Genomic DNA, 23,797 nt, shown 5'->3' on the forward strand with positions numbered 1-23,797 from the left:
TCAGCCCCACCCCATCGCGTGCAGCCGTTCGTCGTCGATCCCGAAGTGGTGAGCGATCTCGTGCACCACGGTGACGGTCACCTCGTTGCGCAGGTGGTCCAGGTCGTCGCACATGCGGCTCAGGGGACCGCGATAGAGGTAGATGCGGTCCGGCAGCAGCGCCTCGGCGCCCCAGCCGCGCTCGGTGAGGGGAGTCCCCTCGTAGAGCCCCAGTAGGTCGCCGAGCTCCTCGGGGGGTTCGTCCTCCACGAGGAAGACCACGTTGTCCAGCAGGTCCATCAGGGCCACGGGCACCTCGTCGAGGGCAGCTCCGACGGCGTCGTCGAAGGTCGCGTCGTCCACGAGAACCGGCATGCCCCCAGCCTGCCACGTCGGCCCGGACAGGGCAGGAACGCGGCACGGGCGCCCTCCCGAGAGGGGAGACGCCCGTGCCGCGGCGGAGCCGAGGAAGGTCAGCTGCGCTCGACCTCGACGGGCCGGTGACCATCGATCGCCTCGTGGCCATGGCCGTCGTGGTGCGCGGCAGCGAGGTCGCGCGGGGTGACGGGCGGGATGTCGTCCTCGAAGAAGAAGCGCGACAGCCGAGCACGACGCTTGTCCGAGGTCGTCCCCGGTCGCGGCACGCCGTTGGCGTCGGTCGCGTCCCCCAGCTCGAGCGGACGGGCCGCCTCGTACTCGACGAGGTTCCACCGGGTGTACTCGTCGATGTCCTCGTGCTTCTCCGAGAAGGCGCCGTCCGCGGTGCGCATGATGCGACCCGTCTCACGGCCATGCAGCACCAGGTCGCGGTCGCGGCGCTGCAGGGAGATGCAGACGCGCTTGGTAGCCCAGAAGGCCACGAGCGGCAGCACGAAGAAGCCGATGCGCAGGAACCACGTGATGTCGTTGATGGACAGGTGCAGATGCGTGGCGATCAGGTCGTTGCCCGCGGCGGCCCACAGCACGGTGTAGGCCGTGATGGCGGCCAGACCGATGGCCGTGCGCGTCGGGGCGTTGCGAGGACGCTGGAGCAGGTGGTGCTCACGGTCGTCACCGGTGATCCAGCGCTCGAAGAAGGGGTAGGCCCCGAGCAGGACGTAGACGAGGGGGAGCAGGAGCAGCGACCCGATGAGGACACCGTAGGTGAGCGTGAAACCGCCGAACGAGACCTCGGTCCAGCCGGGCATCAGGCGCAGGGCACCGTCGGCGAAGCCCATGTACCAGTCGGGCTGCGACCCCGCCGTCACCTGCGTCGGGTCGTAGGGGCCGTAGTTCCAGATCGCGTTGATCGAGAAGAGGCCAGCGATGAGGGCCGTGATCCCGAAGACGATGAAGAAGAAGCCGCCCGCCTTCGCCGTGTAGACCGGCATGAGGGGGTAGCCAACGACGTTCTCGTTGGTACGGCCGGGCCCGGGATACTGCGTGTGCTTGTGGACCATCACCAGGATCAGGTGGGCGGCCAGCAGCCCGACCAGGATCGCGGGCAGCAGCAGCACGTGCGCGGCGAAGAGTCGCGGGATGATCGCCTCGCCGGGGAAGCCCCCGCCGAAGAGGAAGTACACGAAGTAGGAGCCGATGACCGGGATCGTCAGCATGAAGCCCTGGGCGGCGCGCAGGCCCGTGCCCGACAGGAGGTCGTCGGGCAGGGAGTAACCGGCGAAGCCTTCGACCAGCGCGAGCATGGCCATGAGGGCACCGATGACCCAGTTGATCTCACGCGGCTTGCGGAAGGCCCCGGTGAAGAACACACGGAACATGTGCACGACCAGCGCGACGACGAAGATGAGGGCCGCCCAGTGGTGGATCTGCCGGATGAGCAGACCACCGCGCACGTCGAAGGAGATGTCCAGCGTCGAGCGGTAGGCCTCGGACATGTGGATGCCCTTGAGCGGGACGTAGGAGCCGTCGTACTCGACGTGGCCGGCGCTCGGGACGAACCACATGGTCAGGAAGACCCCGGTGATCAGACAGATGATCATGGAGTACATCGCGACCTCGCCGAGCATGAACGACCAGTGGTCCGGGAAGACCTTGCTCATCATGTAGCGGACGCCCTTGGCGGCACCGGTGCGGTCGTCGACCCACCCGCCGACGCCCGCCACTCCACCGGGCTTGCGTGCCGGGCGGACCTCGCGGATGTCGTCGGCCCGCAGGTCGTTGGTCGAACGGGTGGTGGTGCTCATCAGCCACGCTCCCAGAAGCTCGGGCCGACTGCCTCGGCGAATCCTGAATCGGCGACGAGGTAGCCCTCGTCGTCCACCGTGATCTTGAGCTGCGGCAGCGGACGGTGTGCTGGGCCGAATATTACCTTGCAATCCTGCGTCACGTCGAAGGTCGACTGGTGGCAGGGGCACAGCAGGTGGTGCGTCTGCTGCTCGTAGAGGCCAACTGGGCACCCGACGTGCGTGCAGATCTTGGAGTACGCGACGATGCCCTGGTAGCCCCAGTCACGCTCCTTCTTGACCTTGATGTCGTCCGGGTCAAGACGCATGAGCAGGACCGCGGCCTTGCCCTTCTCGTTGAGCGGGTGCTCCGACTTCTCGATGCCCTCGGGCAGGACGTGGTAGACGGAGCCGATCGTGACCTCGTCCGCCCGGATCGGGAGGTTCTGCGGGTCCCGCATGAGACGAGGACGACGGCCCTTCGGCCAGTGCTTCTCGTCCCAGAAGGTCGTCGACAGGTCGTTGCCCGGCAGCGGACCCAGCCCCCCGACCACCGGCAGGACCAGCGGGATGGCGAACAGGCCGAGCGCGCCGCCCAGCGTGGCCTTGATGAGCGGACGACGGTTGAGCTGGGCCGCCTCGCCGCCCTCGCCGAGCGCCGCGGCGAAGGCAGCCCGCTCGTCGGGCGAGCTGCGGAGCTCATGACGCTCCTCGACGACCTCGTGGTCGGGCATGAGCGTCTTGGCCCAGTGCACCGCCCCGGCGCCGATGAAGAACAGGCTGATCGCGAGAGTCAGCCCCAGCCCGACGTGCATGGCGAGGACGTTGCCGAGGAAGGGGATGGCGACGTAGGTGTGCTGGGGGATGGCGAAGTAGAGCACGACGAACGCCAGCGTGCCGAGGATCGACAGCAGGAACATCGTGGCCACCTGGCGCTCCGCGCGACGGGCGGCGGCCGGGTCCTTGTCGGCGAGGCGCTCGACGTGCGGGGGGAGGCCGGGGTTCTGGAAGCGCTTCGGGATCCCGCCGTGGCCGACGACGTCGCCCTGGTCGAGACGAACCGCACCCTTGCCGAAGTCGTTGGAGTCAGTCATGCGCTGCGATGCCCCATCAGGAACGGAGTGGTTGGTCTGGTCGTTCATGTCCTCAGGCCGCCTTCTTGCCGAGCCACACCGCGGCGACGATCATCAGGCCGATGCCCAGCGTCCAGGCCAGCAGGCCCTCCGGCACGGGCCCGAGGTTGCCGAGGGCGGCGCCTCCGGGGTTCTTGTCCTCGTCCATGGCCTTGAGGAAGGTGATGACGTCGCGCTTGGCCTCGGGGCTGAGGTTGGCGTCGTTGAAGACGGGCATGGACTGCGGGCCGGTCTGCATCGCCTCGTAGATGTGCTTGCCCTCGACGCCCCGCAGCGTCGGCGCGAACTTGCCGCGCGTCAGGGCACCGCCCGACCCGACCGCGTTGTGGCACATGGCGCAGTTGACGCGATAGATCTCGCCGCCCTCGGCCGCATTGCCGCCGCCCTCGGTGAACTCCTCCGAGGGGACGGCGGGCCCGGCGCCCAACGTCGCCACGTAGGCGCCCATCTGACGGATCTGCTCCTCGTTGAACTTCGGCGTGTTGCGGGCCGCCTGGACTGCGGGGGCCGCCATCGGCATACGACCGGTCCCGACCTGGAAGTCGACGGCCGCCGCGCCCACGCCGGCGAGGGTCGGGGCGTCGGGACCACCCTCGGCGTTGAGGCCGTGGCAGCTGGCGCAGTTGGCGAGGAAGAGCTTCTTGCCCTCCTCGACGTCCTGGGCGCTCGAGGCGGTGGCCGTGGCTGTCGCGTCCTGCGGCTTGGCCACGGCGTAGGCCGCACCCACCACGAAGAGCATGGCCAGGAGGAGAACGAACAGTGTGGCGGGGTGCCTGCGCCGGGCGGCCAACGCGTTCACGAAAGGGTCCTGTCGTCGACGGTCATGGGGCGGGTGCTGCTGGGTGTGTCGAGCTGCGGGGAGCGGGTCTGCACTGTTACTTGAGGATGTAGATCACGGCGAAGAGCGCGATCCACACGACGTCCACGAAGTGCCAGTAGTAGGAGGTGACGATCGCTCCGGTGGCCTGGGCGTGGGTGTAGCGACGGGTCGTGAAGCTGCGGGCGATGATGAGCAGGAAGGCGATGAGCCCGCCCGTCACGTGGATGGCGTGGAAGCCGGTGGTCATGTAGAAGACCGAGCCGTAGCCGTTGGAGTTCAAGGTGATGCCCTCGCTGGACAACTTGGCGTACTCCCAGGCCTGGCCGGAGACGAAAACAGCCCCGAAGAGGTAGGTCAGGACGTACCACTCGCGCATGCCCCAGCGGCGCACGTCCAGCAACGACCCGGTGCGGGCGGGCTGGCCGGCCTCGGCCTTCCACACGCCGAGCTGGCACCAGACCGAGGAGATGACCAGGATCAGCGTGTTGACCGCGGCGAAGGCGACGTTGTGCTTGGGCGTCTCGGCGGCCCACTGCTCCGGCACGACCCCCCGGATCGTGAAGTACATCGCGAACAGGCCCGCGAAGAACATGAGCTCGCTGGAGAGCCAGACGATCGTGCCCACCGAGGCGAGGTTGGGCCGGGTCGCCGGGCCGAGCGCGGCATGGCTGGGGGAGCTGTGGTGCACAGCGGATGCAGTCGACACGCCGCCATCTTGCCCCAAAAACGCGGGACTTGCCCAACGACAGGCGATCTCCGGAGAGTCGGCCGCCCGGGACGCCCCTGAGATGCCCGTCGGGCGCCCGCGCGGGGGCCGCTAGGATCGGGCGCATGACCGCGAGCCACACTGCTTCGTCCAGCGGCGCCGACGCCCTCCGCGGGCTTCGCGTCCTGCTCTACTCCGACGACGTCACGACGCGTGACAAGGTCCGCCTGGCGGTCGGCAAGCGCCCGGCCAAGGACGTGGTGATCGAGGCCTGGCACGAGGTCGCGACAGGCGAGATGGCGCTGCGGGGCGCCGAGAACGGCCAGTTCGACCTGCTCATCCTGGACGGGGAGGCCGGCAAGGTCGGGGGGATGGGCCTGGCCCGGCAGATGAAGAACGAGATCTACGGCTGCCCACCCATCCTCGTGCTCACCGGCCGCCCCCAGGACAGCTGGCTCGCGGCCTGGTCTCAGGCCGACCTCGCCGTGCCGCACCCCCTGGACCCGCTCGCGCTGGCGACCGGCGTCTGCGAGCTGGTGCGCCGCGACCGCACCCGCGCGTGACGGAGATCATGCCGGGGCCGGGGCCATTCACCTGGCCCACGGTGCTCAGCGGCCTGATCGACGGTCGCGACCTGTCGGTGGACGAGGCGCGCTGGGCGATGGGGCAGATCATGTCGGGCGAGGCGACCCCGGTCCAGACGGCCGGCCTCCTGATGGCTCTGCGCGTCAAGGGCGAGACGGCCGACGAGCTGCGCGGTCTCGCCGACGAGATGCTCGCTCACGCCCGTCCCCTCGTCGTACCCGGGCCGTCGCTCGACATCGTCGGCACCGGCGGGGACCGAGCCAACACCGTCAACATCTCCACCATGTCGTCGCTGGTCATCGCCGGCGCGGGGGTACGGGTGGTCAAGCACGGCAACCGCGCGGCGTCCTCCAAGTCCGGCTCGGCCGACGTCCTGGAGGCCCTCGGCGTGGGTCTCACCCTGCCCCCTGAGCGCGTGGCCGAGGTGGCGGACGAGGCCGGCATCACGTTCTGCTTCGCGCGGTCGTTCCACCCCTCGATGGCGCATGCGGCCGCGGCGCGTGGAGAGCTGGGCGTCGGGACCGCCTTCAACTTCCTGGGTCCCCTGACCAACCCGGCCCGGCCCACCTATGCGGTGGTGGGGTGCGCCGACGCGCGTATGGCGCCCCTCATGGCCGGCGTCTTCGCAGGGCGGGGGAGCGACGCCGCCGTCTTTCGTGGGGACGACGGTCTGGACGAGGTCACGGTGTCCACGACCACGTCGGTGTGGTGGGTCTCGGGCGGCGAGGTCGTCGAGCGCACCCTGGACCCGCGCGCGCTGGGCTTCGAGCTGCACGACCTGTCCACGCTGGTCGGTGACGACGCCGCGCACAACGCCGGGGTGGTGCGCCGGCTGCTCGCGGGCGAGCGCGGCCCCGTGCGGGACGCGGTCCTGCTCAACGCGGGCCTGGGCCTCGCGGTCGCGGGCGCCCGGGACGCGGGCGGTGCCGCTGACCACGCGACCTTCGTGGCGCTGGTGGCCGACGGGGTCGAGCGGGCGCGCCGTGCGATCGACGAGGGCGCCGCCGCCCAGGTGCTGGAGCGGTGGGTGGCAGCGACGTCGACCTCGAGCTGAGGTCGAGGTGCTGGGGCGCCTCGCCGGGCAGGTCCCTACGCGGCGTCCGACGCGTGCGGTCTCAGCCGTCGACGCCGAGGCTGAAGGCGGCCTCGAGGTCGTGCCGCGAGTAGGTGCGGAAGGCGATGTGGGTCTGGGTCCCCACGACCCCGTCGACCTTGTTGAGCCGGTCGGCGATGACGTCGGCGAACTCGTCGTGCTCGCGCACGCGCACCATGGCGACGAGGTCGACGTCCCCGGTCACCGAGTAGACCTCGGTGACGCCCTCGAGCTCGGCGATGGCCTGGGCCACCTCGGGGATGCGGTCGACGTCGGCGTTGATGAGGACGATGGCTGAGATCACAAGCCCACCCTAGTGCGCCACCAGCGAGGCCGTCCCCCTCGACCGACGGACCGGCCAGGCGTCGAAGCCGGGGTCGGTGGCCGCCGCCACCAGCGGCTCCAGCCGGGCGTGCTCGCCCTGGGCGCCGTGCACGGGGCAGCTCCACGACCCGTCGAGCTCGACCAGCCGGACGCCGTCGGTCTCGAGCCAGCGCAGGACCAGCTCGGTCTCCTCCGTGCCGACCGCGCCTCGCAGCCCCACGGAGGAGGGCTCCGGCACGTGCTCGGCGGAGGCGCGCAGGGCCTCGACGTGCGGCATCGGGTCGGCCCCGGCCGGGGTCACGACGGTCCCGGCCAGTCTGCCGTGGCGGACGCACACGACCTCCCACCCGCCGCCGGGAGCGCGACGGGCGGCGACCAGCTCGGGCGTGGCACGCAGGGGCGCGAGCCGTTGCGCCTTGCCCGCCCCCCGCACCAGGGCGAGCAGCCGGTCCCGCACGACGCCGGCCTCCTCGTAGCGGTCCTCGCCGGACAGGTCCGCCATGCGGCGGTGGAGCGCCCCCACGACCGCACGGCAGTCCCCCCTCAGCATGTCGCGCACCCGATCCGCTACCGCTGCGTAGTCCTCGACCGTCTGGTCGCCCGTGCACGGGGCGCCGCACCGCCCCATCTCCGCGAGAGCGCACGCGGTGCCGCGGGGGCGCAGACTCAGTCTGGAGGTGCACTGGCGCAGCGGCACCGCGTCGTGGACCGCCGCCACCGCCGCCTCTGCGGACAGCCGCGAGGTGTAAGGGCCGGAGTAGGTGGCGCCGTCGTCGCGCAGCTGCCGCACGAGGGACAAGCGGGGAAAGGGCTCGTCGGTCAGCTTGATCCACACGCCGCGGTCGGGGTGCCGGGACCGCCGGTTGTAGCGGGGCTGGTGGGCGGCGATCAGCCGCAGCTCGCGGACCTGGGCCTCGAGCCGGGTGCCGCACACGATAGGGGTGACGGACTCGGCGAGCGCGACCATCTCCGCCATCCGCGTGCGTCGCTCGGACGCCGTGAAGTAGGAGCGGACCCGGGACCTGATGTCGTGCGAGGTGCCGACGTAGAGCGGCCGACCCTGGGCGTCCTTGAAGACATAGACCCCGGGCCGGGACGGCAGCCCCTCGGCGAGGTGCCGCTTGCGTCGCTGGGCGGGGGACACGCGCGAGGTGAAGGTCAGGAGCTCGTCGAGGGTGTGCACCCCCTGGTTGCCGACCCGGCCGATCAGCTCGTGCAGGACGTCGACGGTGGCCTTGGCGTCGTGCAGCGCCCGGTGGTCGGGGATGGTGCGGGAGGAGAACAGCGCCGCCAGCGTGGCGAGCTTGTGGTTGGGCGCCTCGTCGCGGGGCACCAGCTGCCGGGCGAGGTGCACGGTGTCGAGGACGCGGACGGCGGGCCAGTCCAGGCCGCAGCGCTCCGCAGCGGCCCGCAGGAACCCCACGTCGAAGCGGGCGTTGTGCGCGACCAGCACGCTGCCCCGGGCGAACTCGAGGAAGGAGGGCAGCACCTGGGCGATCGACGGCGACTCGGCGACCATGGCGTCGGTGATGCCGGTGAGCACCGAGATGAAGGCCGGGATGTGCGCGTGCGGGTTGACCAGCGTCTGGAACTCGCCCAGCTCGACCCCGCCGCGGACCTTGACCGCACCGATCTCGGTGATGGCCGAGGTGGCGGGGCTGCCGCCCGTCGTCTCCAGATCCACGACGACGAAGGTGGTCTCCGCGAGGGTGGGGCCCAGCTCGTCGAAGGTGCCCTGGACGGCGTGCCCGGTGCGGAGGGTGGGGGTCGAGCTCATGGCGACGACCCTAGGGGCGGCCACCGACAGACCCCCGCGGCGGGCCGTCGACACGCTGGTGACCCGGGGTCTGTCAGTGGTGGCGCCTAGCGTCCTGGACATCGGGACCGTCCGGTCCCGCCGACGTGAGGAGTCACTCATGCTGCTGGAGTGCCGCACCTGCCCCGTCCGTGGTGACGCCTGCCGCGACTGCATGGTCAGCGCCCTCGTGGAGGGGCCCGCCGTGCCGCTGGACCCGCGCGAGCTCGCCTTCGTGGCGCAGCTCGTCGGGGCCGGGCTCGTGAGCCGTGACCACGCTCGGGAGCTGTATGCCCGCCGCCAGCCGGTGTCCGCGGGCCACGGCGACCCGCTCTCGGGCACGCGGGCCGGCTGAGCCGGTGGCTATGGTGTCGCCGTGACGAGTCCGCGCCCGAGAGCCCGCTGGTGGCCCGTAGTGCTCGGCTTCGTCCTGGCGGCGAGCCTGCTGGCGGTCGCGGTCCTCGGGTGGGGACGACTGACCGCCACCGACCTCGGGGCGGCGACCCCGGCAGGTCGCTCCACCACAACGGCCCTGGCCGGGGTCCAGGAGCTCCTGGACCGGCGGGTGGCGGCGGCACGGTCCGGGGATGCGAGCGCGTGGCTCGCCGACCTGGACCCGTCCGCGACGTCGATGCTTGACCGGCAGCGGGCCCTCTTCCGCTCCCTGCGGGCCCTCAAGGTCGAGGGGCTGACGTTGCGGGCCGAGCGCTTCCTGCCCGGCCCGGCGGTCCGCGCCGACGGCACGGTGGGCGACGGCACGGCACGGGTGGACGCCGTCGGTGCCTGGACCCTGCCGGGGGTGGACGCCCGGCCCGCGCCCTTCGCCGTGGAGCTCACCGTCCGCAGGCAGGGAGCCGGGTGGGTGCTGGTGGACGACACGGCCGTGGGGACGGTCCGTCAGGCCTTCGACCTGCCGGGGCTGCAGGTGCGCCGCACCGCGGCGGGCGTCGTGGCGGGCAACGCGTCCGCGGCGCACCTGGACGAGGTCGCCGCCGACCTGGCGGGGGCGCGCGCCCAGGTGGAGCGAGCCTGGGGCCGACTCGCCCACCTGCCGGCCGTCGTGGTGCCGAGGACGGAGGCCGAGTTCGCCTCGCTCACCCGTCGCACGGGCCAGGACACCTCCCAGGTCGCCGCCGTCACCTACGGGATGCTCGAGGAAGGCTCCACCGCCCGCGGTGATCGGGTGGTCGTCAACCCGCGGGCGTGGTCGCAGTCCACCCGGCAGGGACGACGCATCGTGCTCGCCCACGAGCTCACGCACCTGGCCGTCCGAGGGTCGACCACGCACCCCGTGCCCCAGTGGCTGAGCGAGGGTTATGCGGTGCACAGGTCCTACGCGGGGCTGCAGGTCGACCCCCGCCAGGCGGCTCCCGAGCTGCTCGACGCCGTCGCCCGGGGACGGCTGCCGACGAGCCTCCCCGCTGACGCGCGCTTCGAGGGGGCGGCCTCGGGCACGGCCTACGACGAGGCCTGGCTGCTCGTCGACTGGCTGGCCCGGACCTACGGCGAGGAGACGCTGCGCCGGGTCTACCGCGAGGCAGGGGCAGGGGGCTCCGTCGAGGAGGCGCTCGGGAGGATCGGCCTCAGCGAGACCGACCTGCTCGTGCGGTGGCAGCAGGAGCTGCGTCGGCTGGCGGGGGCGCCTCAGGAGCCGGTCCCGTGATCAGGTCGGCTGCACCGACGCCGTGATCGGGCCGGCTGTGGCGACGCCGTGACCGCTCCGGAGGACCCGCGGCGCGGTCCGCACGACCCCGCCGACGCCGTGACCGACCGCCAGGCGCCTCAGTCGTCGGAGACCGGCCCGCCGTACATCGCGTCGATCACCGGCGCGAAGTCTCGCACCACGAGGTGCCGCTTCACTTTGAGGGAGGGGGTGAGGTAGCCGTTGGCCTCGGTGAAGTCCTGGTCGAGGATGGCGAACTCGCGGATGGACTCGGCCCGCGAGACGGCCTCGTTGGCGTGCGCCACGGCCTCGTGGACCTCCCGTCGCACCCGGGGGTGCGACGGGGCGTCGGCGAAGTCCACCTCACCCAGCCCGTGACGCGCGGCCCAGCCGGGCCACATCTCCTCGTCGAGGGTGACCAGCGCACCCACGAACGGCCTCTTCTCACCGACAACGATGCACTGCGACACGACCGGGTTGGACCGCAGGCGGTCCTCCAGGACCCCGGGCACGACGTTCTTGCCGCCGGCCGTCACGATGATCTCCTTCTTGCGACCGGTGATGCGGACGTGACCGCTGTCGTCGATCGAGCCGAGGTCGCCGGTCCGGAACCACCCGTCGGTGAACGCTGCAGCCGTGGCCTCGGGGTTGCCGCGGTAGCCCCGGAAGACGTTGACGCCCCGGGTGAGCAGCTCGCCGTCGTCCGCGACCCGGCACTCCACACCAGGCATGGGCCGCCCGACCGTGCCGATCTTGAGGCCGGGCACGTCGTTGACGCTCATGGGGGCGGTCGTCTCGGTCAGGCCGTATCCCTCGAGGACCGTGACGCCGATGCCGCGGAAGAAGTGTGCCAAACGAGGACCGAGCGGGGCACCTCCCGAGACGGCGTAGCGGACCCGACCGCCCATGGCGTCCCGCAACTTGCGGTAGACGAGGCGGTCGTAGACCGCGTGCTGGAGCCGCAGCGTCACGGGGACCCGCCCTTGGTCCATGGCCCGGCTGTGCGCGATGGCGGCGCGGGCGGCGGCGTGAAAGACCTTGTGCGTGCCGGCCACCTCGGCCTTGGCCTCGGCCCCGACGTAGACCTTCTCGAGGACCCGGGGGACGACGAGCAGGAAGGTCGGCTGGAAGGACTGAAGGTCGGCCATGAGGTTCTTGATCGACGGGGTGTGTCCCATCCGCAGGCCGTAGTCCACGACGAGGACCTCGATGAGCCGACCGAAGACGTGCGCCAGCGGCAGGAACATGATGGTCGAGGCGTCGTCCGTGACGACCTCGGGGAGGTGGTGGCGGGTGTTGTCCGACAGGGTCATGAAGTTGGAGTGGGTGAGCTCGGCACCCTTGGGCCGGCCTGTCGTGCCGGACGTGTAGATGATCGTGGCCAGGTCCGAGGGGCCCGCCAGCCGCGCCCGCTCGTCGACGACCTCGTCGGCGACCGTGGACCCGGACTCGACGAGCCGGCCGAGGCCCCCGTCGTCGATGACCCACACCTCGCGGAGGTCGGGGAGCCGGTCCCGCACGTCCGCCACCGAGGCCGCGTGCTGGGGCTTCTCGACGACGACGGCCGCGGCCCCGGAGTCCTCGAGGATCCACGCGATCTGCTCCGCGGAGCTGGTCTCGTAGATCGGGACGCTCACGGCGCCCGCGGTCCACAGCGCGAAGTCGGTCAGCGTCCACTCGTAGCGGGTGCTCGAGAGGATCCCGACGCGCTCTCCGGGCTCGATCCCCGCCGCGACGAAGCCCTTGGCGAGTGCCCAGACCTCGTCCCGCCACTGGGCGGACGTGACGTCCTGCCAGGCCTCGCCAACCCGGCGCCCGAACACCACGCGGTCCGGGTGCCGCGCCGCGTTGCGCGTGACCAGCCCGGCGAGGTTCCCCTCGGTGGGTGCGGGGACGATGATGGGCGTGCTGGTGGCGTCCACGGGCTGCTCCTTGGCTCGACGTCGGACCGGATGCAGGCTACAGCCGGCGGAACCTACCGGAGAGTAACCATATTCCCGGCCCCGCGGTGTCGGATGTGGCCGGACCCACACGCTCGGGAGCGCCCGGGCGTCGTCCTGGCTAGGGTGGCACCCATGGCCCAGCGCACCGAGTCCAGCATTGTCATCCCTGCCTCTCCGGCGGCCGTCCTCGACGTGGTCGCGGACGTCGCGTCCTATCCCGAGTGGACGCCCGAGATCCGCTCGGTGGAGGTCCTGTCCGAGGACGACGGCTGGGCCGAGCAGGTGCGGTTCTCCCTGGAGGCCGGGCCCGTCAAGGACACCTACACCCTGGCCTACGACTGGGACGTGGACGAGGACGGAGCCGGCACGGTCTCCTGGCACCTCGTGGAGGGCGGCGTCCTGAAGGCCATGGACGGGTCCTACCTCCTGGAGCGCGTGGACGGCGGCACCAAGGTGACCTACGCGCTCGGCGTCGACGTGAGGCTGCCGATGCTGGGCGCCATGAAGCGGGCCGCCGAGAAGCGCATCGTGGAGGGTGCGCTGCAGGGTCTGGCCGGGCGCGTCCGCGGCTGATGGGCGCAACCCACGAGACGGCCGGGGCCGGCACGGTCGACGAGGAGTCGCGCCGGCTCAAGGATCTGCTGAGGGCGAGCCTGGGCACCCAGGCGTCCCTGCCCGACCAGCCCGACGAGCGGGACCAGCCCGACGAGCGGGACGAGCCGGAGGCGTCCGGCCACGCGGCGGGCACCTGCCCCGTTTGCCGGGCCAGCCGCCTCGCCCACGCCGTGGCCCCGGACATGATCGACGAGGTAGGACGCGGGGTGGAGGCGCTGGGGCGATCGCTCCGGGCCCTCGCGACGGCGGCCAGACGGCATACTGACGAGCACCTGCACGCACGGACGGATGAGGAGCGAGGATGACCACCATCGGTCTGGACGTGGGCGGCACCAAGATCGCCGGCGCCCTGGTGGACGAGGACGGCGCCGTCGTCGCCCGGGCCCGCCGGGAGACGGGGATCCCAAGTGCGGAGTCCGTGGCCGGCGCCTCGGCGGACCTCGTGCGTGAGCTGGCTCAGCACCACGACGTCAAGGCCGTGGGCATGGCGGTGGCCGGGTTCGTGGACAAGTCCGGCGCGCACGTCGTCTACGGCACCAACCTGGGTATGCAGGACGAGCCCATGAAGCAGCGCATGGAGTCGCTCATCGACTACCCGGTCATCCTCGACAACGACGCCAACGCGGCCGCTTGGGGCGAGTTCCGGTACGGCGCCGGCCGCGACAGCGACGACATGCTGCTGGTCACCGTGGGGACCGGCATCGGGGGCGGCATCATCCTCGACAAGCGCCTGCTGCGCGGGGCGTACGGCTTCGCCGCCGAGATCGGGCACATGCGGGTGGTGGTGGACGGTCCCCGGTGCGGCTGCGGCAACCGCGGCTGCTGGGAGATGTACGCGAGCGGCAGCGCCCTGCTGAGGTCCGCCAAGGAGCTCGTCTCCTCGGGCACCCCCCATGCGGCCCGGCTGCGCGAGGCGTGCGGTGGGCGGGCCAAGGACCTCAAGGGTCAGGCGATCACCGAGCTGGCCGCGAAGGGCGACCTCGCCAGCATCGAGCTGCTCGAGGACCTGGGGCGCTGGCTCGGCGAGGGGTGCGCCAGCATGACGGCGATCCTCGACCCGGACATGATCGTGGTCGGCGGGGGCGTCGTCGAGGCGGGCGACCTCCTGCTCGACCCGGCCCGTCATGCCTATGGACGCCACCTCACGGCGCGTGGGCACCGCCCCGTGGCACGGTTCGTGCCGGCCTCGCTCGGCAACGACGCCGGCATGATCGGCGCCGCCGCCATCGCTGCCGAGGTCTACGACGGGGCGGGGGCCGACGCGTGAGCGATCTCGCCATCGGGATCGACATCGGTGGCACCAAGGTCGCCGGGGGCGTGCTCGACCAGCAGGGGGCGATCGTGGCGCGCGCCCGCCGGGACACCCCGCACCGCAGCAAGAGCCCCGGCGTGGTCGAGGACACGATCGTCGGCGTCATCGAGGACCTGCTGGTGCAGGTGCGCCGCGAGGAGGTCCTGGCCGTGGGCGTCGGCGCGGCCGGATGGGTCTCGGCGGACCGCGCGACCGTGCTGTTCGCGCCGCACCTGTCCTGGCGCAACGAGCCGCTCCGGGAGCGGCTCTCGACCCGGGTGCCGGTCCCGGTCTACGTCGACAACGACGCCAATGCGGCGGGGTGGGCGGAGCACCGCTTCGGCGCCGGTCGCGGCGAGACCCACCTCATGATGATCACGCTCGGCACCGGCATCGGCGGCGCCCTCGTCATGGACGGGCAGGTCCAGCGCGGACGGTATGGCGTGGCGGGGGAGTACGGCCACATGATGGTGGTCCCCGGCGGCCACCGGTGCGAGTGCGGCAACCGTGGCTGCTGGGAGCAGTACGCCTCGGGCAACGCCCTGGTCCGAGAGGCGCGCAGCCTCCTGCTGGCCAACTCGCCGGTGGCCCATGACCTGCTGGAACGTCTCGGCGGCGAGGACCAGGCCCTGACCGGCCCCGTGATCACGGAGGCCGCCCAGGACGGCGACCAGACCTGCGTCGAGCTCATCGCGGACATCGGACGGTGGCTCGGCACCGGTCTGGCCAACCTCGCGGCGGCCCTCGACCCCGGCAGCTTCGTCATCGGCGGCGGCGTCAGCGCCGCCGGGGACCTGCTGCTCGGCCCGGCCCGCGAGACCTTCGCCCGTGAGCTGACCGGGCGTGGCTACCGCCCCATGGCGCGCATCCTGCAGGCCAGCCTGGGCAACGAGGCGGGGCTCATCGGCGCGGCGGACCTCGCGCGCAGCGAGGTCCTCGCGACGCCATGACGGTGCGCGTCGCGAGCTACAACACCCGCGACTTCCTGGACGACCGCAGGGCCGCCGCCCGCGTGGTGCGAGCGCTGGCGCCGGACGTCCTGCTGCTGCAGGAGGCTCCGCGGCGGTTCTGGCCCGGCCCGCTGGTGCGCAGCTTCGCCCGCGAGACCGGCCTGCGCTGGCCAGGCGGCCACCGCGGCTCGGGCGGGACGACCGTCATGCTCTCGGACCGCCTCACACTCGTCGACTGCCGGCACCACGGCCTGCCGGTGCCGCTCGGTCAACGGACCCGAGGGTATGCCGTCCTGCGCGCCCAGCTCCCCGAGGGGCCGCTGCTGACGGCGGTGAGCGTGCACCTGGGGTTGTTCGAGGGGCAGCGGCTCAGGCACACGCACCAGATCCTGCGCGACCTGCCGCGCGAGGGGCCGCTCGTGCTCGCCGGCGACCTCAACGAGGGCCCGGGCGGACCCAGCTGGCAGACCATCGCCAGGGTGCTCGACGTGCTGTCGGTGGAGGAGCCCACCTACCCGTCGTGGGCTCCGGTCGAGATGCTCGACGTGGTCTGGGGGAGGGGCCTGCGCCGGGTGGACGGCACCCCGCCGCCGTTGGACCGAGGAGGCCGGGACGTCCGGCGCGCCTCGGACCACCTGCCGGTGTGGGCGGACGTCGACCTGCTCGCGCCCTGACGGGCGGGGCGCTGGGCCTCGGCGGCCCAGAGGTGCACCTCGTCCTGCGGTCACACCCGCGCGCCGTCGTCGTCCTCGTCGTGCGTGCTGGGCAGACGCAGCACCAGCCCCGCGAAGGCCGCGACGGTGGCGAGCCCCGCCAGCCACAGGTAGATGCGCGGGGTGGTGTGGCCCGTCAGCACCAGCAGCAGCAGCACGAGCGGGCCGGCGCAGAGGCCGACGAGGATCGCCCACCAGACGGGGTCGGAGCGCCACGACGGCATCGGGGCAGGCGGCGGTGGCACGTAGCGGTCGTCGGGGTCGTCGGGGTCGACGGGAGGGCTCCAGGAGCGGTGGTCGGTCCCCATCGACAGCCCCGACGCGGGGTCGCGGTAGACCAGGCGCGGGTCCAGGGCGCGGCGCTGCTGCGGCGTCCCGGTGGGTGGCGGAGGAGGCACCGACTCGGGGGCGTGAGCGGGACCGGCAGCGGCGCCCTGGCCCGGTCGGCCCTCACCCGGGAGGTCATCTGAGGTCGATCCGTCCTCGTCGTCCCAGCGCGCGACGATCTCCTCGAAGCGGGCGTTGATGTCGTCCGGCTCGTGGGTGCCCATGGGTCAGCCTCGCCGCACGCGCTCGACGAACTCCACCGATCGGTCGTGGATCATGTGCGCGTCGTGGTCGAGGGTCGCGACGTGATAGCTGTCGGCGAGGCGCACGTGCGTGACGTCGGTGCTGGAGATGCGGCTCAGCAGGAGCTCGGAGCTGGAGGCCGGGACCACGTGATCCTCGTCGGACTGCATGAGCAGGACGGGCTGAGTGATGTCCGGCAGGTCCCGCACGGTCAGGGCCCACAGCTGCATCATCGACGACAGGGCGTGCAGGGGGGTCCGGTCGTAGGCCAGCTCGGTCACCCCGCTCGCCCGGATGTCGCTCGCGATCCCGGCGATCGACGGCGCCAGCCGGCGCATGAGGGGGAGGGCCCGCAGGCGGTGGTCGTCGCTGCGGTAGGCGGGATTGACCAGCATTAGGCCCGCCACGCTGGGCCCGTGCAGCTCAGCGAGCCGGGTCACGAGCGCGCCCCCGAGGCTCAGCCCGGCGACGAAGACGGTGTCGCACTCGTCGAGCAGGCGCAGCAGCTCGCGCTCGAGCACGGCGATCCAGTCGTGCCACTCGGTGCGGTTCAGCGCCTGCCAGGTCGTCCCGTGCCCCGGCAGGCGGGGCAGGCGTACGGCATACCCCTGGTCGGCGAGGTGCTGGGCCCAGGGCCGCACGGACTGCGGACTGCCCGTGAAGCCGTGGCTGACCAGCACGCCGACCCCGTGCCCCTCGGATCGCCCAGGGCTGCTGAACGCCTCGGCACCTGGCAACACCTGCACGTCGACCTCCTGATGGCTGAGCCGCGCGTCACGGCCGTCCCAGGGTAACCGGGGCTGGGTTAGAGTGCTGATCACGCGCGCGCAGATCGAGGTGGCTACGGTGCTCTACTGGTTCTTCAAGTCGCTGGCCCTCGGCCCGCTGCTGAAGGTGCTCTTCCGACCCTGGGTCGAGGGCTCCGAGCACGTCCCCACCCGTGGTGCGGCGATCCTCGCCAGCAACCACCTGTCCTTCTCCGACTCGTTCTTCCTGCCGCTCGTCCTGAGCCGGCGCATCACCTTCCCGGCCAAGATGGAGTACTTCACGGGTCGGGGGGTCAAGGGGCGGCTGACCGCGGCCTTCTTCCGCGGGGTCGGGCAGATCCCCATCGATCGCACGGGCGGCTCGGCGAGCGCCGCAGCCCTGCGCTCCGGTCTCGAGGTCCTGCACCGGGGCGAGCTGTTCGGCATCTACCCCGAGGGCACGCGATCCCCGGACGGTCGGCTCTACCGCGGCAAGACCGGGGTGGCGCGCCTGGCGATCGAGGCCGGGGTCCCCGTCATACCGGTCGCCATGATCGGGACCGACAAGGCCCAGCCGACCGGCAAGCTCATCCCCAAGGTCATGCGCATCGGGGTGCGCTTCGGCGAGCCGATCGACTTCTCGCGGTATGCCGGGATGGAGGGCGACCGTCACGTCCTGCGCGCCATGACGGACGAGATCATGTACGCCCTCATGGAGCTTTCCGGCCAGGAGTACGTCGACGAGTACGCCGCGACCCGCAAGCAGCGGATGGTGGAGACGGCACGGGCCAAGGCCGAGGAGGCCAGGGTGCGGGCGCGCGAGCTGCAGGACCAGACGCGCGTCAAGGCCGACGAGGCGCTGACCCGGGCCAAGGAGCTCGGGGACCCCGCGGCGCTGAAGGAGCTGGGCGACCAGACCCTGGCGCGCGCCGAGGAGGCCATCGCCAAGGCCAAGGACCGACGCACGCACAAGGACTGAGCCGATGGCTGCGCGGCGCTCGACGATGGCCGGCCTGGAGCGGGGCATCTGGCGCGGCATCGACGTGTTCCGCCTGCTGGCGCTGTGCTACGCAGCCTCGATGGTGTGGATCCACCGGGACACCATGACCCGTCCCTGGGTGGCCTGGCTGGTGCTCGTCGTCCTCGCGGCCTGGTCCTGCTGGCTCGCGACGCGTCAGGCCCGCAGCGCCGGCGCCCTGGGGGCCGACCTCGCCCTCGCCTGCGGCGCGATCCTCGCGACCATCGCGGTGCACCCGCCGGAGCTCATCGCCGGCGGTTCCACGACGATCCCGTCCATGTATGCCGCCGCGCCCGTCGCCGCCTGGGCCGTCAGCTGGGGCCTGCGGGGGGCCCTGGTGTCCGCCGGTGTCGTGACCGTGGCCAACCTCGTCGAGGTCGGCCAACCGACCGGCGCGACGATCTACAACACCTTGCTGCTCGTCGTCGTGGCCGCCTGCCTGGGCCTCTGCATGGACCTCGGCCGCCGCAGCCAGGCCGCGCTCGACGAGGGTCTGCGCCTGCAGGCGGAGGCGGCCGAGCGGGAACGAATCGCCCGCGTCGTCCACGACGGGGTCCTGCAGACGCTCGCGCTGATCCACCGCCGCGGGGCCCAGGCGGGCGGCGAGGCCGCGGCGCTCGGGGCGCTGGCAGCCGCCTCCGAGCGCGACCTCCGCTCGCTCGTGACGGCGGCCCGGCCCCGCGAGCGTCCCGGCACCGTGACCAGCATCGACGTGCGGGCCGCCCTCATGGCTCTGGCTGGGCCGGGGGTGGAGGTCGTGGCACCCGCCGAGGCCGTTCCCCTGCCGTCCCGGCGGGGTCAGGAGCTGGTCGCCGCCGTGGGTGCCCTGCTCGACAACGTCGCCCGCCACGCCGGACCCGGGGCGCGCGCCTGGGTGCTGCTCGACGACCTCGGCCCGGCGATCGAGGTCACGGTCCGTGACGACGGCTGCGGCATACCGCCCGGTCGTCTGGAGGAGGCGGAGCGCGACGGCCGGCTCGGCGTCGCGTCCTCGGTGCGCGGTCGCCTGCGGGACCTCGGGGGAGAGGCGACCGTCCGATCGACCATGGGGCGAGGCACGACCGTGCGGCTGTGCCTGCCCACCCAGGAGGAGTGATGACCCAGCGGAACGACACCGACCGCGACGGACGCCGGACCTCGGTGCTCGTCGCCGATGACCACCCCATGTGGCTGGACGCCGTGGTGCGCGACCTCGACGACGCGGGGTACGACGTCGTCGGCACCGCCACGGACGGGGAGGCGGCGGTGCGCAGGTCGCTCGCCACCCGGCCCGACGTCCTCGTCCTCGACCTCAACATGCCGGGGCTGCGGGGGCAGGAGGTCTGCGCGCGCCTCGCCGCGGCCGGCCTCGGCACGCGGGTGCTGATCCTGACGGCGAGCGGGGAGCAGCAGGACGTCCTCGACGCCATCAAGGCCGGCGCGACGGGCTACCTGCTGAAGTCCACCGGCCGCACGGAGTTCCTCTCCGCTGTGCGGGCGACGGCCGAGGGCCGCGCCAGCTTCACGCCGGGCCTGGCCGGGCTGGTCCTGGGGGAGTACCGCCGCCTGGCGTCACGGTCCGAGCGGCATCCGGAGCCGGACGCCGCTCCCGTCCCCGAGCTGACGGCGCGCGAGGTGGAGGTGCTGCGGCTGGTGGCGACGGGCATGTCCTACAAGGACATCGCCGCCGAGCTCACCATCAGCCACCGCACCGTGCAGAACCACGTCCAGAACACCCTGACCAAGCTGCAGCTGCACAACCGCGTCCAGCTGGTGCGCTATGCCATCGACCAGGGGCTCGACGGCCCGGCCTGACCGAGGCCTGACCTCCGCCTGACCATGGTCAGAAGGTCGGGAAGCGCTCGCTGGTCTGCTCCGGCGGCAGCGTCTGCTCACGCAGCACCTGCAGCACCCGCGCGTCGATGCCGTCCGGCGTCAGACGCATCTCGAGGTTCTCCATGGCGCCCCACGCGCCGAGGGCCGTGGCCACGTCGCCGGCGTAGCCCAGCCGCTCCAGCCGCTCCCGCACGTCCTCGAGCAGGGGGCCCTCCAGGGGCAGGACCTTGGTCGGGCGGCCGAAGTGGAGCTCGTTGAGGGCCACCAGCCGGTGCAGCTCCTGCACCGGCTGAGGGTGGTCGTCGACCCGCAGGTCGGCCAGCACGCCGCAGGCGTCGTAGCCCGCGCCCGGGAAGGTCGCATAGACGCCGGCGCTCTGACGTCCCCGGCGGTCCCCGCCGGCCCGGTCACCGGCGAGCAGGGTCTCGACGAGCCGGTCGACGAAGGGCAGGTGCGCGCCCTCGAGCCAGGTGCGCTCCATCGACGTGACGACCTCCTCGCCCGTGAGGATGTTGCCCTGGATCGCGTAGCCGCCGTCCGCGTCGCGACCCGCGACCCCACCGCACCACGGCACGCAGTCGGCGCCAGTGAAGGTCACCTGGCTGGTCGCCCCCACGATCCCGACCTGACGGGTAGCGGCCTGGGAGTCCTCGCCGGTGATCCGTGCCAGGGCCTCGTCGGCGGTCAGGCCCTCCTCGAGCCGGTCCAGCGCGGCGACCCGGTAGCCGGCGTTGGCGAGCGCCTGGCTGGCGACCGCCCCGACCCCCGGGCGCACCATCGCCACCGGTCCGCTGGCGGCGAGGAACCTGCTCGCGACGGCGACGCCGTAGGCGTCTCCGACGTTGGCCACGATCGAGAACGTCATGCGTCGACCCTAACGTCTGGGGGAGCCCGGGGCGCGGCGCCCGTGATGCGGACGCGTCCTGGTGCGTGCGGCGAGGGCCGTAGGCTGTGGCCGTGAGTACCCAACCCGCTCCCGAGCTCCTGACGGCCCTCGACGCGTGGCGCGACCTGCCCGCCGCCCAGCAGCCGTCGTGGCCGCAAGGGTCCGGGCTGGAGGCGGCGGTGGACACGCTCCGCTCGATGCCGCCGCTGGTGTTCGCCGGGGAGTGCGACCAGCTCACCGACCGGCTGGCCTCGGCGGCCCGCGGCGAGGCCTTCGTGCTGCAGGGCGGTGACTGCGCCGAGACCTTCGCCTACGCCACGGCGGACAACATCCGGGACCGGGTCAAGACCCTGCTGCAGATGGCGGCGGTCCTCACCTACGGCGCCAGCGTGCCGGTCGTCAAGATCGGCCGTATGGCGGGGCAGTACACCAAGCCCCGCTCCTCGGACACCGAGACGCGGGGGGAGGTCACGCTCCCGGCCTACCGCGGCGACATGGTCAACGACTTCGAGTTCACCCCCGAGTCGCGCCGGCCCGACCCGCAGCGCATGGTCCGCGGCTACCACGCCAGCGCCGCGACGCTGAACCTCGTGCGGGCGTTCACCACGGGCGGGTTCGCCGACCTGCGGCACGTCCACGCGTGGAACCGCGGGTTCTCCGCCAACGCCGAGTACGCCCGCTACGAGTCCATGGCGCGCGACATCGACAAGGCCATGCGGTTCATGCTGGCCTGCGGCGCCGACTTCGACGCGATGCGGTCGGTCGAGTTCTACGCCAGCCACGAGGCGCTGCTGCTGGAGTACGAACGCGCGCTCACCCGGATCGACCACCGCACGGGGGTCGCCTACGACACGAGCGGCCACATGGTGTGGGTCGGCGAGCGCACCCGCCAGCTCGACGGGGCCCACCTGGAGTTCGTCTCCCGCATCCACAACCCGGTCGGCGTCAAGCTGGGCCCCTCCACCACCGGCGACGACGTGATGGCGATCGTCGACAAGGTCGACCCCGAGCGTCGTCCCGGCCGACTGACCTTCATCACGCGCATGGGGGCCGGCACGATCCGACAGGCGCTGCCGCCCATCGTCGAGCGGGTGCAGCAGGAGGGAGTCCTGGTGACCTGGGTGACGGACCCCATGCACGGCAACACCCACACGAGCGCGAGCGGCTACAAGACCCGCGACTTCGACGACGTGGTCGACGAGGTGCGGGGGTTCTTCGAGGTGCACGCCGACCTCGGCACGATCCCCGGTGGCATGCACGTCGAGCTCACCGGCAACGATGTCACCGAGTGCACAGGCGGGTCGATCCGCATCGAGGACGCCGACCTGTCGGCGCGCTACGAGACGGTGTGCGACCCGCGGCTCAACCACCAGCAGAGCCTGGAGCTGGCCTTTCTCGTGGCCGAGATGCTGGCCCAGCGGTCCTGAGCCGCACCTGGGCAGATGTGAGAGAGTTCGTCGCATGCCTCGCACCGAGCCGCGCACCGTGCCCCCCGGGCAACGGCTCGTCGCGGAGCTGCCGGTGCAGCACTACGGACGGGTGCCGGTGCTCTCGCCCGAGACGTGGACGTTGTCGATCGTCGGCGAGACGGCCGGGCCGGATCGGGTCCTGACCTGGGAGGACCTGCAGGCGCTGCCGCGTGACACCCTGGTGGCTGACCAGCACTGCGTGTCCAAGCTGACCAGCCAGGACGTCGTGTGGGAGGGGGTCCTGGTGCGGCACGTCGTGGACCTCGCGCCCCCGGCCGACGGCGCGGGCCACGTGCTCGTCTCGGCGACCTACGGCTACAGCGCCAGCCTGCTGCTCGACGACCTGATCTCCCCGCGGTCGCTGCTCGCCACGCACCGCAACGGCGACCCCCTGGCCGCCGAGCGAGGAGGTCCGGTGCGCCTGGTCGTGCCGCACCTCTACGGCTACAAGGGCCCCAAGTGGGTCGGCGAGATCGCCTACCTGCGGGAGCCGGTGCGCGGCTTCTGGGAGCAGCGCGGCTATCACCTGGTGGGTGACGTATGGCGGCAGGAGCGGTACTCCTACCAGGAGTGAGCGTGAGCGCACGCCCGCCGGACCTGTCTGCACGGCCGGTCGACGCGCGGGTGGGCTCACGGCTCGTGGTGCAGCGCCTCCAGCGGAGGGTCGTCCGCCCCGCGACCACGGCGGCCCGCGAGCTCCACGACATACATCGCGGCCAGGACGAGACCGCCGCCGAGCACCATCCGCGAGGTCACCGACTCCCCGCCCAGCGTGACGGCGAAGCCGGCGGCGAAGACCGGCTCGAGCGTCATCACGATCGCTGCGCGGCTGGCGCTCAGGTGGGCCTGCGCCCAGGTCTGGGCCCAGAGCGCGCCGGCGCCGGCCACGACCGCCATGTAGACCACGGCCCACCAGGCGCCGGTGCTGGGTGGCAGACCCACGCCGTCGACCGCGGCCACGACCGAGCATCCCACCGCGAGCGCGACCATCTGGACGGTCGACAGGGCGGTGGCGAGCTCGGCGGTGGAGAAACTCGCGACGCCGAGGATGTGGATGGCGTAGACCGCGGCGCAGGCGAGAGTGAGCGCCTCGCCGAGGCCCACCGGTGAGGCCACGTCACCGAGGGACAGGACGGCGAGGCCCAGGACCGACAGCACCACGGCGACCCAGGTGGCGCGGCCGACCCGGTCGCGGAGCAGGACGGCCCCGAGCACGGGAGTGAGGACGACGTACAGGCCGGTGATGAACCCCGACCGGGAGGCCGCGGTATGGGCGAGCCCCACGGTCTGCAGGACCTGGGCGACGGCGTAGACGAGGCCGAGCAGCACGCCGGCCACGCAGGCGCGCCGGTCCAGGGTCCGCAGGCTGCGGCCGAAGAGCAGGAGCAGGCACACGGCCGCGATGGTGAACCGGACGGCCAGGAAGTCCACCGCGTCCATGGAGCCGAGCAGGTCGTGGATGAGGTAGAAGGTCGAGCCCCACACCGCCGTCACAGCGACCAGGGCCATGGTGGCGACCCC

General features: G+C 72.3%; 26 protein-coding genes. 14 read left to right on the forward strand and 12 right to left on the reverse strand.

Translation table 11 applies throughout. From position 1 onward, the window contains the following. The 5 genes from GGG17_RS12970 to ctaE all read right to left on the reverse strand — a co-directional run bounded on the left by GGG17_RS12970 (position 1) and on the right by ctaE (position 4,800). Positions 1–354, reverse strand: a complete 354-nt coding sequence (locus tag GGG17_RS12970) for a metallopeptidase family protein (RefSeq protein ID WP_154594114.1) — start codon at positions 352–354, stop codon at positions 1–3. A 98-nt stretch (positions 355–452) separates the two neighbouring features. Further along, the gene (gene qcrB / locus GGG17_RS12975) at positions 453–2,162 is read right to left on the reverse strand and encodes a cytochrome bc1 complex cytochrome b subunit (RefSeq protein WP_154594115.1); all 1,710 of its coding nucleotides are present in this window, start codon (positions 2,160–2,162) and stop codon (positions 453–455) included. Further along, entirely contained in the window at positions 2,162–3,235 is a 1,074-nt protein-coding gene (gene qcrA / locus GGG17_RS12980) for a cytochrome bc1 complex Rieske iron-sulfur subunit (RefSeq protein ID WP_230082955.1), read from the reverse strand. Before qcrA ends, qcrB begins: the two co-directional genes overlap by 1 nt. 52 nt (positions 3,236–3,287) lie before the next feature. Beyond that, positions 3,288–4,073: a cytochrome bc1 complex diheme cytochrome c subunit gene (qcrC, locus tag GGG17_RS12985; protein ID WP_288797639.1), complete on the reverse strand. Its 786-nt coding sequence runs from the start codon at positions 4,071–4,073 to the stop codon at positions 3,288–3,290. A 76-nt stretch (positions 4,074–4,149) separates the two neighbouring features. Then, positions 4,150–4,800 carry an aa3-type cytochrome oxidase subunit III gene (gene ctaE, locus GGG17_RS12990; protein WP_288797638.1) on the reverse strand — a complete coding sequence of 217 codons (651 nt, stop codon included), beginning with the start codon at positions 4,798–4,800 and terminating at the stop codon, positions 4,150–4,152. A 125-nt stretch (positions 4,801–4,925) separates the two neighbouring features. Between ctaE and GGG17_RS12995 the strand changes: the two genes are divergently transcribed. Both GGG17_RS12995 and trpD read left to right on the forward strand, forming a co-directional pair. Beyond that, on the forward strand, positions 4,926–5,363 hold the full coding sequence (locus GGG17_RS12995) for a response regulator (RefSeq protein ID WP_154594118.1): 438 nt from the start codon (positions 4,926–4,928) through the stop codon (positions 5,361–5,363). 8 nt (positions 5,364–5,371) lie between these two features. Continuing rightward, positions 5,372–6,439: an anthranilate phosphoribosyltransferase gene (gene trpD / locus GGG17_RS13000; protein WP_154594255.1), complete on the forward strand. Its 1,068-nt coding sequence runs from the start codon at positions 5,372–5,374 to the stop codon at positions 6,437–6,439. Between the two features lie 61 nt (positions 6,440–6,500). Here trpD and GGG17_RS13005 read toward each other — a convergent pair whose 3' ends face one another. Both GGG17_RS13005 and GGG17_RS13010 read right to left on the reverse strand, forming a co-directional pair. Then, positions 6,501–6,782, reverse strand: coding sequence for an Lrp/AsnC family transcriptional regulator (locus tag GGG17_RS13005; protein WP_288797637.1), 282 nt, complete (start codon positions 6,780–6,782; stop codon positions 6,501–6,503). Between the two features lie 9 nt (positions 6,783–6,791). Then, positions 6,792–8,579, reverse strand: coding sequence for a DEDD exonuclease domain-containing protein (locus tag GGG17_RS13010; protein WP_154594119.1), 1,788 nt, complete (start codon positions 8,577–8,579; stop codon positions 6,792–6,794). A 139-nt stretch (positions 8,580–8,718) separates the two neighbouring features. Here GGG17_RS13010 and GGG17_RS13015 point away from each other — a divergent pair, with 139 nt between their 5' ends. Together GGG17_RS13015 and GGG17_RS13020 are read left to right on the forward strand one after the other, a co-directional pair. Next, complete coding sequence (locus GGG17_RS13015) at positions 8,719–8,952, forward strand: hypothetical protein (RefSeq protein ID WP_154594120.1); 234 nt, start codon at positions 8,719–8,721, stop codon at positions 8,950–8,952. 21 nt (positions 8,953–8,973) lie between these two features. After that, complete coding sequence (locus GGG17_RS13020) at positions 8,974–10,260, forward strand: gluzincin family metallopeptidase (protein WP_154594121.1); 1,287 nt, start codon at positions 8,974–8,976, stop codon at positions 10,258–10,260. A gap of 119 nt (positions 10,261–10,379) precedes the next feature. Here GGG17_RS13020 and GGG17_RS13025 read toward each other — a convergent pair whose 3' ends face one another. Continuing rightward, positions 10,380–12,182: an AMP-dependent synthetase/ligase gene (locus tag GGG17_RS13025; RefSeq protein WP_311966676.1), complete on the reverse strand. Its 1,803-nt coding sequence runs from the start codon at positions 12,180–12,182 to the stop codon at positions 10,380–10,382. A gap of 153 nt (positions 12,183–12,335) precedes the next feature. Here GGG17_RS13025 and GGG17_RS13030 point away from each other — a divergent pair, with 153 nt between their 5' ends. From GGG17_RS13030 to GGG17_RS13045, 5 genes are read left to right on the forward strand one after another with little or no spacing between them, the layout of a single operon-like run. Then, a complete protein-coding gene (locus GGG17_RS13030; protein WP_154594122.1) occupies positions 12,336–12,776 on the forward strand; it encodes an SRPBCC family protein in 441 nt (146 codons plus the stop codon). Further along, positions 12,776–13,123, forward strand: a complete 348-nt coding sequence (locus GGG17_RS13035; RefSeq protein ID WP_154594123.1) for a hypothetical protein — start codon at positions 12,776–12,778, stop codon at positions 13,121–13,123. Before GGG17_RS13030 ends, GGG17_RS13035 begins: the two co-directional genes overlap by 1 nt. Continuing rightward, complete coding sequence (locus GGG17_RS16655; RefSeq protein ID WP_230082956.1) at positions 13,120–14,085, forward strand: ROK family glucokinase; 966 nt, start codon at positions 13,120–13,122, stop codon at positions 14,083–14,085. The genes GGG17_RS13035 and GGG17_RS16655 overlap by 4 nt, the downstream gene beginning before the upstream one ends. Continuing rightward, entirely contained in the window at positions 14,082–15,059 is a 978-nt protein-coding gene (locus GGG17_RS13040; protein ID WP_288799355.1) for an ROK family glucokinase, read from the forward strand. The genes GGG17_RS16655 and GGG17_RS13040 overlap by 4 nt, the downstream gene beginning before the upstream one ends. After that, positions 15,056–15,733, forward strand: coding sequence for an endonuclease/exonuclease/phosphatase family protein (locus GGG17_RS13045; RefSeq protein WP_154594124.1), 678 nt, complete (start codon positions 15,056–15,058; stop codon positions 15,731–15,733). The genes GGG17_RS13040 and GGG17_RS13045 overlap by 4 nt, the downstream gene beginning before the upstream one ends. A 50-nt stretch (positions 15,734–15,783) precedes the next feature. On the opposite strand, the gene GGG17_RS13050 is transcribed toward GGG17_RS13045, so the two are convergent. Together GGG17_RS13050 and GGG17_RS13055 are read right to left on the reverse strand one after the other, a co-directional pair. Beyond that, a complete protein-coding gene (locus GGG17_RS13050; protein WP_154594125.1) occupies positions 15,784–16,323 on the reverse strand; it encodes a hypothetical protein in 540 nt (179 codons plus the stop codon). 3 nt (positions 16,324–16,326) lie between these two features. Next, positions 16,327–17,088: an alpha/beta hydrolase gene (locus GGG17_RS13055; RefSeq protein ID WP_311966677.1), complete on the reverse strand. Its 762-nt coding sequence runs from the start codon at positions 17,086–17,088 to the stop codon at positions 16,327–16,329. Positions 17,089–17,152: 64 nt separating this feature from the next. Here GGG17_RS13055 and GGG17_RS13060 point away from each other — a divergent pair, with 64 nt between their 5' ends. The 3 genes from GGG17_RS13060 to GGG17_RS13070 are packed head-to-tail and all read left to right on the forward strand — an operon-like array spanning position 17,153 to position 19,900. Further along, complete coding sequence (locus GGG17_RS13060; protein WP_375804521.1) at positions 17,153–18,067, forward strand: lysophospholipid acyltransferase family protein; 915 nt, start codon at positions 17,153–17,155, stop codon at positions 18,065–18,067. 4 nt (positions 18,068–18,071) lie between these two features. Further along, on the forward strand, positions 18,072–19,202 hold the full coding sequence (gene macS, locus GGG17_RS13065) for a MacS family sensor histidine kinase (RefSeq protein ID WP_154594126.1): 1,131 nt from the start codon (positions 18,072–18,074) through the stop codon (positions 19,200–19,202). Next, positions 19,202–19,900 carry a response regulator gene (locus tag GGG17_RS13070; protein WP_154594127.1) on the forward strand — a complete coding sequence of 233 codons (699 nt, stop codon included), beginning with the start codon at positions 19,202–19,204 and terminating at the stop codon, positions 19,898–19,900. The genes macS and GGG17_RS13070 overlap by 1 nt, the downstream gene beginning before the upstream one ends. A gap of 28 nt (positions 19,901–19,928) precedes the next feature. Here GGG17_RS13070 and GGG17_RS13075 read toward each other — a convergent pair whose 3' ends face one another. Further along, entirely contained in the window at positions 19,929–20,786 is an 858-nt protein-coding gene (locus GGG17_RS13075) for a DUF1028 domain-containing protein (protein ID WP_154594128.1), read from the reverse strand. Between the two features lie 86 nt (positions 20,787–20,872). Here GGG17_RS13075 and GGG17_RS13080 point away from each other — a divergent pair, with 86 nt between their 5' ends. Then, positions 20,873–22,234, forward strand: a complete 1,362-nt coding sequence (locus tag GGG17_RS13080; protein ID WP_311966678.1) for a class II 3-deoxy-7-phosphoheptulonate synthase — start codon at positions 20,873–20,875, stop codon at positions 22,232–22,234. 34 nt (positions 22,235–22,268) lie between these two features. Next, on the forward strand, positions 22,269–22,850 hold the full coding sequence (locus tag GGG17_RS13085; RefSeq protein WP_154594129.1) for a molybdopterin-dependent oxidoreductase: 582 nt from the start codon (positions 22,269–22,271) through the stop codon (positions 22,848–22,850). 56 nt (positions 22,851–22,906) lie between these two features. Here GGG17_RS13085 and GGG17_RS13090 read toward each other — a convergent pair whose 3' ends face one another. After that, a complete protein-coding gene (locus GGG17_RS13090) occupies positions 22,907–23,785 on the reverse strand; it encodes a DMT family transporter (protein WP_154594130.1) in 879 nt (292 codons plus the stop codon). Between the last annotated feature and the right edge of the window lie 12 nt (positions 23,786–23,797).

Origin of the sequence: Arsenicicoccus cauae (assembly GCF_009707125.1) — a bacterium.
In the GTDB taxonomy this organism is placed as follows: Bacteria; Actinomycetota; Actinomycetes; order Actinomycetales; family Dermatophilaceae; genus Arsenicicoccus; species Arsenicicoccus cauae.

Bases quoted from the DNA above. Each gene is read 5' to 3' on its own strand.
- GGG17_RS12970 (WP_154594114.1), bottom strand. From the start codon at position 354: ATGCCGGTTCTCGTGGACGACGCGACCTTCGACGACGCCGTCGGAGCT.
- qcrB (WP_154594115.1), bottom strand. From the start codon at position 2,162: ATGAGCACCACCACCCGTTCGACCAACGACCTGCGGGCCGACGACATC.
- qcrA (WP_230082955.1), bottom strand. From the start codon at position 3,235: ATGACTGACTCCAACGACTTCGGCAAGGGTGCGGTTCGTCTCGACCAG.
- GGG17_RS12995 (WP_154594118.1), top strand. From the start codon at position 4,926: ATGACCGCGAGCCACACTGCTTCGTCCAGCGGCGCCGACGCCCTCCGC.
- trpD (WP_154594255.1), top strand. From the start codon at position 5,372: ATGCCGGGGCCGGGGCCATTCACCTGGCCCACGGTGCTCAGCGGCCTG.
- GGG17_RS13010 (WP_154594119.1), bottom strand. From the start codon at position 8,579: ATGAGCTCGACCCCCACCCTCCGCACCGGGCACGCCGTCCAGGGCACC.
- GGG17_RS13015 (WP_154594120.1), top strand. From the start codon at position 8,719: ATGCTGCTGGAGTGCCGCACCTGCCCCGTCCGTGGTGACGCCTGCCGC.
- GGG17_RS13030 (WP_154594122.1), top strand. From the start codon at position 12,336: ATGGCCCAGCGCACCGAGTCCAGCATTGTCATCCCTGCCTCTCCGGCG.
- GGG17_RS13035 (WP_154594123.1), top strand. From the start codon at position 12,776: ATGGGCGCAACCCACGAGACGGCCGGGGCCGGCACGGTCGACGAGGAG.
- GGG17_RS16655 (WP_230082956.1), top strand. From the start codon at position 13,120: ATGACCACCATCGGTCTGGACGTGGGCGGCACCAAGATCGCCGGCGCC.
- GGG17_RS13045 (WP_154594124.1), top strand. From the start codon at position 15,056: ATGACGGTGCGCGTCGCGAGCTACAACACCCGCGACTTCCTGGACGAC.
- GGG17_RS13050 (WP_154594125.1), bottom strand. From the start codon at position 16,323: ATGGGCACCCACGAGCCGGACGACATCAACGCCCGCTTCGAGGAGATC.
- macS (WP_154594126.1), top strand. From the start codon at position 18,072: ATGGCTGCGCGGCGCTCGACGATGGCCGGCCTGGAGCGGGGCATCTGG.
- GGG17_RS13070 (WP_154594127.1), top strand. From the start codon at position 19,202: ATGACCCAGCGGAACGACACCGACCGCGACGGACGCCGGACCTCGGTG.
- GGG17_RS13075 (WP_154594128.1), bottom strand. From the start codon at position 20,786: ATGACGTTCTCGATCGTGGCCAACGTCGGAGACGCCTACGGCGTCGCC.
- GGG17_RS13085 (WP_154594129.1), top strand. From the start codon at position 22,269: ATGCCTCGCACCGAGCCGCGCACCGTGCCCCCCGGGCAACGGCTCGTC.
- GGG17_RS13090 (WP_154594130.1), bottom strand. From the start codon at position 23,785: ATGGCCCTGGTCGCTGTGACGGCGGTGTGGGGCTCGACCTTCTACCTC.